The organism is Bifidobacterium pullorum subsp. saeculare, from assembly GCF_016899725.1.
GTDB classification, from domain to species: domain Bacteria; phylum Actinomycetota; class Actinomycetes; order Actinomycetales; family Bifidobacteriaceae; genus Bifidobacterium; species Bifidobacterium pullorum_C.
This window is the reverse complement of record NZ_JACLYU010000005.1, coordinates 99,247-110,018: the sequence shown is the minus strand read 5'-3', so window position 1 is coordinate 110,018 and position 10,772 is coordinate 99,247. Positions and strand designations below refer to the sequence as shown.

At 67.4% G+C, this 10,772-nt stretch carries 8 protein-coding genes and 1 pseudogene; 4 read left to right on the top strand and 5 right to left on the bottom strand.

Annotation, left to right across the window (positions count from 1 at the left end):
* Together H7U32_RS04530 and H7U32_RS04525 are read right to left on the bottom strand one after the other, a co-directional pair.
* Positions 1–187 (bottom strand): annotated as a pseudogene (locus H7U32_RS04530) (hypothetical protein); the annotation flags it as partial.
* A 239-nt stretch (positions 188–426) separates the two neighbouring features.
* Complete coding sequence (locus H7U32_RS04525) at positions 427–741, bottom strand: hypothetical protein (RefSeq protein ID WP_204468446.1); 315 nt, start codon at positions 739–741, stop codon at positions 427–429.
* Positions 742–911: 170 nt separating this feature from the next.
* On the opposite strand from H7U32_RS04525, the gene H7U32_RS04520 reads away from it, so the two are divergent.
* The 3 genes from H7U32_RS04520 to H7U32_RS04510 all read left to right on the top strand — a co-directional run bounded on the left by H7U32_RS04520 (position 912) and on the right by H7U32_RS04510 (position 4,347).
* A complete protein-coding gene (locus tag H7U32_RS04520; RefSeq protein ID WP_204468444.1) occupies positions 912–1,562 on the top strand; it encodes a response regulator transcription factor in 651 nt (216 codons plus the stop codon).
* Positions 1,529–2,815: a sensor histidine kinase gene (locus H7U32_RS04515; protein ID WP_204468442.1), complete on the top strand. Its 1,287-nt coding sequence runs from the start codon at positions 1,529–1,531 to the stop codon at positions 2,813–2,815. Before H7U32_RS04520 ends, H7U32_RS04515 begins: the two co-directional genes overlap by 34 nt.
* 104 nt (positions 2,816–2,919) lie before the next feature.
* On the top strand, positions 2,920–4,347 hold the full coding sequence (locus H7U32_RS04510) for an ATP-binding protein (protein ID WP_204468440.1): 1,428 nt from the start codon (positions 2,920–2,922) through the stop codon (positions 4,345–4,347).
* A gap of 289 nt (positions 4,348–4,636) precedes the next feature.
* On the opposite strand, the gene H7U32_RS04505 is transcribed toward H7U32_RS04510, so the two are convergent.
* Positions 4,637–6,061, bottom strand: coding sequence for an MFS transporter (locus tag H7U32_RS04505; RefSeq protein WP_204468468.1), 1,425 nt, complete (start codon positions 6,059–6,061; stop codon positions 4,637–4,639).
* Positions 6,062–6,500: 439 nt separating this feature from the next.
* Here H7U32_RS04505 and rlmB point away from each other — a divergent pair, with 439 nt between their 5' ends.
* A complete protein-coding gene (rlmB, locus tag H7U32_RS04500; protein WP_204468438.1) occupies positions 6,501–7,505 on the top strand; it encodes a 23S rRNA (guanosine(2251)-2'-O)-methyltransferase RlmB in 1,005 nt (334 codons plus the stop codon).
* A gap of 110 nt (positions 7,506–7,615) precedes the next feature.
* On the opposite strand, the gene H7U32_RS04495 is transcribed toward rlmB, so the two are convergent.
* Positions 7,616–9,043: a DUF4032 domain-containing protein gene (locus H7U32_RS04495; RefSeq protein ID WP_306452350.1), complete on the bottom strand. Its 1,428-nt coding sequence runs from the start codon at positions 9,041–9,043 to the stop codon at positions 7,616–7,618.
* Positions 9,044–9,300: 257 nt separating this feature from the next.
* Positions 9,301–10,428 carry an ABC transporter ATP-binding protein gene (locus H7U32_RS04490; protein WP_204468436.1) on the bottom strand — a complete coding sequence of 376 codons (1,128 nt, stop codon included), beginning with the start codon at positions 10,426–10,428 and terminating at the stop codon, positions 9,301–9,303.
* Positions 10,429–10,772 lie beyond the last annotated feature (344 nt).

Here is a 10,772-nt window from a genome sequence, read left to right as displayed (position 1 = left end):
CCCGCGTCTTCTCCCGGTTCGCCGGCCCCTCCGGGACGGGACGCGGGTCGCCGGCCTTTGGAATGCCGATGGTCTCCCTCGTCACCGCGTTCTCCGGACGCAGCTCCGCCATCCTCCGCCTCGGCTCGGCCGGATCGTCGCAGCCGTCGTCCGGCCGAGCGGCGCGGACGTCGCGCTCCCTCGCCATGGGCCCGCCGATTCCTTCCCCCTCGAACGCCTCGGCCCACCTCCCCGCGCCCGTCGGCGAGCAGCCGGCGTCCCTGGCGACGGCGGCGCGGCTCTCCCCGGCGATCACGCGCCTGGCGGCCCCCGCCCTGGCATCAAGCGTATACGACACACGCCGCCTCCCGGAACACCGCGGATCGCGGGACACCCAGTTCGCCAGCCCCGCCTCGGACGGATAGCCCGGCACCGCGATCGTCCTCCTCAACGACATGCCATCCCGGAAATACAGATCGACCGCCCCGCGACGCTGCTCCTCGCCACACATATCGGACTCCAATCCAGACACCCACGCGTCCAACCTTTCGTCCGCACCCCCGCCACGCCCGCGTACTGGAAGTTGTTCATCACGAACACCACCGACGGCAGCACCAGCGACAGCACGAATCCCGCCGGCTGCGCGCAGCTCTCCCTCAGGAATGCTGCGCACAGGGCCGGCAGCCGGCGCCACCACAGCGCGAGACGCGCGGAACGGGACTGGGCAGCGGCACTGTTCCCCGTCGCTTCCTTCTTCGTCATCCCCGCTCCTTCCGGGCCATGCGCCGGTTCGGCACATCATGCACTGCGGTTCCGCACGCTATCGGCTGCCGTCCGGCGTCTGCCAACGTCCGTACTGTTTTTCGTACAGCCAGTGGGACTGGCTGCAGGCAGGGGGAGACGATACGGGTATGCGAGCTTCGGATGACACGGTGCGTCTGGGCCTGGTGGACAACGATCCGCTGGTACTGGCCGCGCTGTCCACATATCTGACGCGGCACATCCCATCACTGCGAATCGTCTGGACCGCAGCTGATCCGGCGGCGGTGCGCGATCTGCTGCGTCAGTCGCCCGTGGACGTGGTGCTGACAGATATGTCGATGCCTGACATGGATGGCGTCGCGCTGATCCGCAGCATCCGCGAGCGCGATAATCATGTCGCCATCATCGCGATGACATCGTTCTCACTGACAGAGTATGCCGCCGACGCCGCCCGCGCCGGCGCGCAGACCATCGTGTCCAAGCGGTTCCCGGCACACATCGTCCAGGCCGTGCGGACCGCCCGGAGCAATCATCCTTTCGTTCCCGACGGCGTGACCGTCGCCTTCGATTCCCCGCAGGCCGCTCACCGGCGTCTGCTGCAGGAGCAGCCGACCGGCATCGCACTGCTGACCGGGACGGAATGCGACATCATCGGGCGCTGCCGGGAGGGGATGACGTCCGGGGAGATTGGGAAGGAGCTGGACATGACGGCCGCGACGGTCAACACGCATATCGCACGGGCGTGCCGGAAGGTCGGCGCGCGCAATCGTGTGCAGCTCGTCGTCCTGTGGATGCAGCAGCAGCCGACGCACAGGCGGTAACGATGTCATCGGTACCGAACAAAACCGCACAAACCACCGGCTCCCGGCATCTGCGTACCGTGGTCCTCATCCTCGCCGTGCTGCAGACCATGACCGCCCTGCTGCTCTCGCATGACCCGTTCAATCTGGCGTTCCTCTGCTGTGCGGACGGGCTCATGCTCCTGCTGGCGTTCCGGATGACGCTGCAGATATCGTGCCTGCTCATCCCGCTGGGGTGGGTCATGGCCCAGCTGACGCCGACGTTCAATGGCGCGCCATACGTGGTAACCGTGTGTGGCTGTATCGCCCTGCTGTTCGTCAACGCGTCGCTGAGGTATGCGTATGCCTCGCTCGCCGTGACGTGCGCGGGCATCATTGCAGTTTGCTGCATCCTGGGCACATTCGATTCCGCTGCCCGGACCGACCTGCTGGCCACGGGTGCGACGATTGCCCTGGAACTGCTCGTCGCGACGATCATCGGGCTGGCGATACGTCACTCCTACGAGCGGGCGGCGATGCAGCGGATGCGCGCGAATCTGGAACTGGAACGCGAGCGCAGCGCACGACTCCGACGCGACACGGCACTAGCCACCCGCCTGCACGACAGTCTGACCGGCAATCTCTCGGCCGTGATGATGCTCGCCATCAACGAACAGGAGCAGGCGCAGGATGATTCGCAGCGCGCCAGCTGGCGGCGGGTCGCCGACCGCATGGACGCGTCGCTCGGCATCGCGCACGAGGTCATCGACATCCTCAGCGGTGAGCGGGTGGAGGCTCACGACGACGGCGATGACACTGCTGCCGCGGACGCCGCTGCCTCTGCCGGCGAACACCGCGTCGCCCATCCGATAACCGCCGGCGAACTGTGCCGCAGGCTGGACACACTGCTGGACCGGCGACGTGCGGAACTGGACGCGCTCGGCATCCACGGGCAGGTCTCGGTCGCCGGACCCGCCACGCCAGACGATTCCGGCGCGGAGATTTCCGCCGACGCAGCGCGCGAAGCCCTCGGCCTGGTCGGAGAGCTGTGCACCAACATCCGGCGACACTGTGCACCGGGCGAGGACTACGCGTGCGAGGTCTCAATCGCCGGCGGCGCCATCACTGTGACGCAGATGAACACGCGGAGCCGCTCCGCCGGTCACGCCGTCATCGCCCCTTCGGGCCGTGGCCTGCGACTGCACCGCGCAGCCATCGAACGGCTCGGCGGCACACTGTCCACCGGAACGGAACCCGACGGCACCTGGCTGCTCCGCGCCGTCATCCCCGTGTAGGCACCCTGCGTCGATCTTTATATACTCCAAAGTATATTAATCGTAAGTATATTAGCTGCGTACAGCATCATCGGTATCGGGACCTTCACCGGGGAGGCATAGTCATGTTCGTGGGACGCTCACAGGAACTCGGCACCCTGAACCGTCTGTACGCCAAGCGCGGCTTCCAGATGGTCGTGCTGTACGGGCGCCGGCGCGTGGGCAAGACCACGCTGATCGACGAATTCGCCAAGGACAAACCCACACTGTACTTCACAGCAAAGCAACAGAGCGACGTCCTCAACCTGCGGGAGCTCTCCCGCAAGATCATCGCGTTCTTCGACCTGCCAGCCAGCACGCCACTGTTCGGCACCTGGCCCGACGCGCTGGACTACATTGCTCAGCACGCCATGAGTCATCCGAGATACGCCGAAGCCGGCCCCATGGTGTTTGTCTTCGATGAATTCCCCTACGCAGCAGCTATGAACCGTTCCCTGCCCTCGGTCATGCAGATTGCCATCGACCACGGGTTCAAAGATACCGACGCGACCATGATTCTTTCCGGCAGTAACGAGGGATTCATGGAAAGCGAGGTCCTGAGCGAGAAAAGCCCCCTGTACGGACGCCGCACCGCACAGATCAAGCTGCAGCCATTCGACTACGCCGACGCGGCGCTCATGCTGCCCAGCACACCACCCGAACGCGCCGTGGAATATTATGCAACCTTCGGAGGCACGCCATACTATCTCGAGCAAATCGACGAATCCATCAGCTACCAGGACAACCTGCTCGAACTCTGCTTCTCCCCATCCGGACTGCTGTTCAACGAACCCATGATGCTGCTGCGGGAAGAACTGCGCGAGCCCGCGCTCTACAACTCCATCCTGCAGGCGATCGCCAACGGGGCGAGCAGCCTCAAGACCATCGCCGAGCATTCCGGCGTGGAATACACCTCCGTCGGCAAGTACACCCGCACCCTAGAGGAACTGGGATTGGCCGCACGAATCGTACCGTTCGGCGATGTGCCATCGAAATCCCGCAAGGGCCGCTACGTCATCCGCGACCTGTTCTTCGCATACTGGTACCGTTTCGTCAACGAAAACACGGAATCCATCGAGACCGGAGCTGGCCACGCCGCCGCGCAGGACGCCGCCTTCACTGACGCCTTCGACACCTATGTCGGTCAGCAGTTCGAAACCGTCTGCCTCCAGTGGCTGCTCCGAGCCAATCGTGAAGGGCAATTGCCATTCCTCGCCACCCGCTTCGGCAAATGGTGGGGCACCGACCCGCGCGCACGCGAGCAGACCGACATCGACGTCATCGCCGCCAATCCCCGGCACCGGGCGCTGCTCGCCGGCGAATGCAAGTGGCGCAACAGCCTGAATGTGGCTGCGACCGTGGACACGCTCCGATCCCGGGCACAGATCCTTCCCGGCTATGACGAACGCCATCTGGCGCTGTTCGTGAAGACGGAGGAGCTAGCGCAGGTGGCGCGCCAGCGGTACGGCGACGCGCTGCTAGTGCGCAGCGTCACCGAGCTGTTCGACCGCTGAGCGCCACCGCCAGGTCGACGTCGCATCTGTTCCGGCGCCGAGAACATTTGCGACGTTCCCCGCATGTCCTGCGGATGCCCATACCCACCCTGTGCGTCACCGCGCTGCAGCCATTGCCACGCAACTGCCGCCGTTGAGAGGCACGGGCTGCATCAGCATGCGGCAAACCGTACTCCTACGGGTCGCAAGCGTACGGTTCGCCGCATGGGCACCGTCTCTCTGCGGCAAACCGTACGCTGACGCGGCGCCACAGTACGGTTTGCCGCATGGCGGCCGGTCAGTCGACCGGTCAGTCGGCCTCGACATCGACCTCGACGGCGGTGAGATTGCGGGCGATGCTGCGCTCGCGGCCATGGCGGGTGAGGAGCAGGCCGAGCGTCACCAGCGCGAGCACGGCGGTGCAGACCGTCCACAGGGTGCGCCCGTCGGAGGCGGCGATGATGGCGCCGCCGGCCATCGGCGCGAAGGCCAGCGCCAGCGACATCGCCATGTTGTACAGGCCCTGGTAGGTACCGCGCGCGTCGGCTGGCGCCATCGCGGCCACGACGGTCGCGGCGATCGGGAAGGTGCCAAGCTCGCCGAGCGTCCACAGCACGACGGCGAGCGCGAACCCGGCCCAGTCCGTCGCGAAAACCTGCACGGCGTATCCGACCACAGTGACGGCCAGCCCGGCCACGAGCACGCGCGAGTTGCCCATGCGCCGGAACAGCTTCATCGCCGGAATCTGCAGCAGGCAGAGCATGCCGCCGTTAATCGTGAGCAGCACCGAATACTCCGCCGTGCCCATGCCCAGGTCGGTCATCGCGATTGGCAGGCCGGAGGTGGACTGGTAGTAGACGATGAGGTAGCCGAAGACGAGCAGTACGAACGCCGCGAACGGCAGGTCGGTGACGGCGCGACGGTAGTTGCCGAGCAGCGAGACCCGCGCGGGGGATGCCGGGGAGTCCGACGACGACGCCGAGGCCGGAGCCGATGCCTGAGCTGGAGCCGACGCCGATGCCGACACCATGCCGGCGTCCGCGTCGGGACGGCTCGCCTCCGGGCTGGCGCCGGCGCCCGCCCGCTGCACCCCGTCCGCATGGCCCGTCCCCGCGCGCCCGCCCGCCGCGCGACGGCCCGCAACCGGCCCGCGCACAGCCGCCCGCCCGCGCGGACCGGGCACCGTGATGCCGAGGTGCCCGACCTCGCGGAAGAACACGGCGAGCAGTACGGTCACGCCCACCAGGATGGCCGCCTCGACGTAGAACATGAGCGCGTAGGAGATCTTGACGAGCTGGTTGGCGATGATCGGCCCGATCGCATAGCCGAAGTTGATGGCCCATGATTGCAGCGTGTACGCGCGCTGCCGGTTCGCGGCCGGCACCACGTCCGCGATGTACGCGGCAATGGCTGGGCTGGGCAGCGAGGCGACCGCGCCGTAGGCGAACAGGGCCGCGCCCAGGGCCACCGGAGACGTCAGAAACGCGATGGCGACGAGTATGGCGGCTGCGCCGAGCTCGCCGATCACGATCATCGGCTGGCGTCCGAACCGGTCGGACAGCGCCCCGCCGAACAGACAGCCGAGAATCGCACCGAAGCCGTACATCGAGACGACAGTGCCGACCGCGCCCTCGTCGATGTGCAGGTCGGAGACCAGGTAGATCGACAGGAACGACATGACGAAGCGCCCCATCCACAGGATGAGGATCGCCAGCCACAGTCCCCAGTACAGCATCGGCAGCCCGAACAGGCCGCGTCCGCCGATCGACGGCCCGCCCGCATGCGCCCGCCCGGCACCTGAAGTGCCGACCGGCGGCCCGCTCGCCGTCGCCGCCTCGCCGCGACCACGCCTGCTCTGGGACATACCGCTCTCCCGTCACTCGCCGTCCGCCGACCGACCGCCTGTTGGTCGGCCAGTCACACTATAGCGGCGTCCCGGCCGCCTCCGCAGGCCCCCACGATGCGGTGCCTTCCCCACGATGCGGTAGTCCCCCCACGATGCGGTGGTTCCCCCACGATGCGGTGCCGCGCATCGTTGGAATTCCGGGCCACCGCATCGTGGGACCACCGCACGGTGGGAAAACCACCGCACGGTGGGAGGACCACCGCACGGTGGGCCTGCCGGGCCGCGACGCCCGCCCCGCCGGTCGGGGGATGCCGGGACAATGGTCGTCATGGCACAGAAGAAAGGACCGACCAAGGGGTCGGGCGGCAAGCATCGCAACGCCCTCAGGGGCCACGGACCGACGCCCAAGGCCGAGGACCGCGTTTACCACAAGGCCTACCGGGCCAAGAAGGCCGCCGAACGCCGCCAGGCGGCCGACCCGCGCCTCGCGGCGCGCCGCCGCGTCGCCAAGTTCGCTTCGAACGACACCACGGACCTAGTGTTCGGCCGCAACGCCGTGCTGGAGGCGCTGCGCGTGGGCGTGCCCAGCTCCACGCTGTACATCCTCTCGCGCATCGAGCATGACGACCGCACGCGCGAGATCGTGCGCATCGCCGGCGCCAACGGCCTGCACCTGCTGGAGGCCGACCGCCTGGAGATGGACCGCATCGCCCGCTCCGGCAACCACCAGGGCGTGATCCTCCGGGTACAGCCCTACCAGTATTCCTCGCTGGCGGAGCTGGCCGACCGCGCGGACAAGAAGGCCCGCGCGATGGAGGCCGCGAACTCCGCCGCGGCGCGCATCAACGCGCGTCCGCTGTTCATCGCGCTCGACGGCGTGACCGATCCGCAGAACCTGGGCGCCGTCATCCGCTCCGCCGCCGCGTTCGGCGCCAACGGCGTGATCCTACCCGAGCGCCGCTCCGCCTCCGTCACGGCCGCCGCGTGGAAGGTCTCGGCCGGCGCGGCCGCGCATATGCCGGTCGCCCGCGTCGTCAACCTCAACAAGGCACTGGAGGGGCTCAAGGCGCGCGGCTACTACGTCGTCGGGCTGGACGGCGGCGGCACCAAGCTCGTCGGCGAGACCGGCTTCGAAACCGACCCGCTGGTCGTCGTGCTCGGCTCGGAGGGCTCCGGCCTGAGCCGCCTCACCCGCGAGGCCTGCGACGCCATCGCCGGCATTCCGATCTCCTCCGCCGTCGAATCGCTCAACGCCTCGGTGGCCGCCGGCATCAGCCTGTACTCGGTGGCCGACGCACGCCGCCGCGCCGGCCTCGCCGCTGACGCCAAGTAAGCGGGCCACGAACGCCGCGGGCCCCCGCGCCATGCGCGCGGGGGCCCGTCGTATATCCGACGACGACGCCGGTTCCGCCGGTGGGCCGGCCACCGGCGGAACCGGCCGGCTCAGTGGCTCCAGACGGCCGCGTCGGGGTCGTAGTCCGGGTTGTAGTCGTCGTCCGGGTCGCCGGAGTGGCCGGCGGGGGAGTCGTAGGTGAACTCGTCGTCGATGACGCCGGAGTCGGCCTCGGCGTTGAGCTCGGCGACGGCCTTGGAATCGAGCTTGTAGTTGGGCAGCACGTTCTTGATGTAGCTCTGCACGGCCTGCGCCATCGGCACGTCATGGCCCACCTTCTCGGCGAGGAACCAGCGGTGGTCGAGCACCTCGTGGAAGAACTGGGCGGGCTGGATCTGCGTGCGATATTCGCGCGGGATCATGCGCACGGTCGGCTCGAACACCTCGCGCATCCAGTCGGTGGCCACGATCTCCAGGTCCTCGCCCTCGCGCCAGGTGGAGGCGCGGTAGGCGTCGAGGTCGTTGAGCAGGCGGCGGGCCTGGTTCTCCTGCACGTCGAGGCCGGTCAGGCGCAGCAGCTTGCGGCTGGCGTAGCCGGCGTCCACCACGCGCGGGCGCACGAGCACGCGCTTGCCGTCCTCGGCGGTTTTCATCTCGAGCTCGTCCACGTCGAAGCCGAGCTCGTTGAGCTTGTTGACGCGCTTCTCGATCTTCCACATCTCGTCCGGGCCGAACTTGTCGGTGTCCGTCAGCGCGCTCCACAGCGAGTGGTAGCGGTCGACCAGGCGGTTGCCCACCTCGATCTCGTCCACGTCGTCCGGCAGCAGCTTGCCGGAGGAGAGGTCCATGAGCTCGCCGATGATGTTCGTGCGCGCCAGGTCGATGTCGTACTCGCACTGGCCTTCGGTGAGGTTCACCTGCAGGTCGCCGGTCTCGGCGTCCACCAGGTAGGCGGAGAAGGCGTCGGCGTCGCGCAGAAACAGGACGTTGGACAGCGAGACGTCGCCCCAGTAGAAGCCGGCCAGGTGCAGGCGCACCATGAGCACGGCCAGCGCGTCGATGAGGCGCTCGGCGGTGTCCGGCCGCAGGTTGCGGGCGAACAGCGCGCGGTAGGGCAGGGAGAAGCGCAGGTGGCGGGTCACCAGGATGGCCTCCAGCGGGTTGCCCTCGCGGTCATGGCGGCCGGTGACGACGGCGATCGGCGTGACGGCGGGCAGGTCGAGCTTCTGCAGCCGGCGCAGGATCTCGTACTCGCGCTCGGCCATCTGCCGGGTGATCTCCTTCATCGCGTACACCTCGTCGCCCACGTGCACGAAGCGCACGACGTGGCGGGAGATGCCGCGCGGCAGGTTGGCGAGCAGGTCGGCCGGCCAGGTGGCCAGCGGCTTGTGCCACGGCAGGGTGAACATCTTCGGGTTGGAGCTGGCGGCCGTGATGGTCAGGGCCTGCGGCTCGGCGTGGGCCGCGTCGTCGGCGGCCTTGACCGACGTGGCCTTCATGGCGCGGGGATCCATCTGCGATTCCATCGTGGGTTCCATCATGCGTACCAATCTAATCGGAAAGGGGGAGAAGACCGCCGGGCCGGGCCGGCCGAGTTGGCTGATCCGGGCGGGGCCGGGCCTGCGGCGGGCAAAAGAAAAGCCCCGCAGCGCAGCGGGGCTTTTCCGACGGAACGGTTAGAGAGGAAGAGAGACGTTCCGTCTAATGGTTGGTGGGGACGGATCCCCACCAAGTGTTGGTTCGGCCACCCGCCGCCCGGCGTGCCGTACGCGGCGGTTGGTCACCCTCGGTTCGCTCAGTTGAGGCGCAGCTCGGTGGACGGAGCGAACAGGTGCATCTTGGTCGGATCGATCTTGATCTTGACCACGGAGCCGACCTTCGGCAGCGCACGCGGGTTCACACGAACCGTGGTGAGCTTGTTCTGGTCGGACATCATCGTGGACGCCTCGGCGGCGGAGCCATCGGTGATGATGTTGCCGTAGATGTAGCCATCGGAGCCCAGATCCTCGACGTTCACGACCTTCAGGGAGAACGCGTTCGGATCGTCGGCCGGCGCCAGGTCGGCGTCCTCCGGACGGAAGCCCACGACGATCTGGCCCTTGTCCTCGGCGGTCAGCTTGCTGACGGCCTCGGTCGGCAGATCGATGGTGTCCTCGCCGATCTTCGCCTTGCCGTTCACCACCGGGTGGGTGTTGAGGTTCATCGACGGGGAGCCGATGAAGCCGGCGACGAAGACGTTGGCCGGGCGGTCGTACAGCTCGGTCGGAGCGCCGACCTGCTGCAGGATGCCGAGCTTGATGACGGCGATGCGGTCGCCCATCGTCAGAGCCTCGGTCTGGTCGTGGGTCACGTACAGGGTGGTGACACCCAGCTGACGCTGCAGAGCGGCGATCTGGGTACGGGTCTGCACGCGGAGCTTGGCGTCCAGGTTGGACAGCGGCTCGTCCATGAGGAAGACCTTCGGCTCACGCACGATGGCGCGGCCCATGGCCACACGCTGACGCTGACCACCGGACAGAGCCTTCGGCTTGCGATCGAGGTACTCGGTCAGGTCGAGGATCTCGGCGGCCTTCTCGACGCGCTTGCGGATCTCCTCCTTCGGAGTGCCGGCGATCTTCAGGGCGAAGCCCATGTTATCGGCGACGGTCATGTGCGGGTACAGCGCGTAGTTCTGGAACACCATGGCGATGTCGCGGTCCTTCGGCTGCATGGTGGTGACATCCTTGCCACCGATGAGGATGCGGCCCTTGTTGACCTCCTCGAGGCCGGCCAGCATGCGCAGCGTGGTGGACTTGCCGCAGCCAGACGGGCCGACGAGGACGAGGAACTCGCCGTCCTTGATGTCAAGATTCAAATCATCCACGGAGGGCTTGTCGTTGCCCGGGTAGATGCGGGTGACATGGTCGAAAACGACTTCTGCCATAGTGTCAATCCTTTCAGAGGCAGGTACGTGCCTCACGATCCGTTGTAAAGGGATTTCGTTGCCTCGATCAGTTGAAAGCCGTCCCTGCATCCCTGCACGTCGGGCAAACCGCAAACCTCGGCGTTTACTTATTGCGGCTCTCCGGAGAGCGTTCGTTTCTTCGTCGAACCACGACTCACTATACACGGGAACCGGACATGGTCAAGCGACGCGCCGGGAATCCGCGGCCCCGATTCCCCGATTACGCCCCCTTCACAAACGGCGGGAGGGCCGCACGGTCGTGCCGTGCGGCCCTCCCGGACCAGAGTCGGCGACGGGCGCGTCCGTTGCGGCCGCGCCCGGCC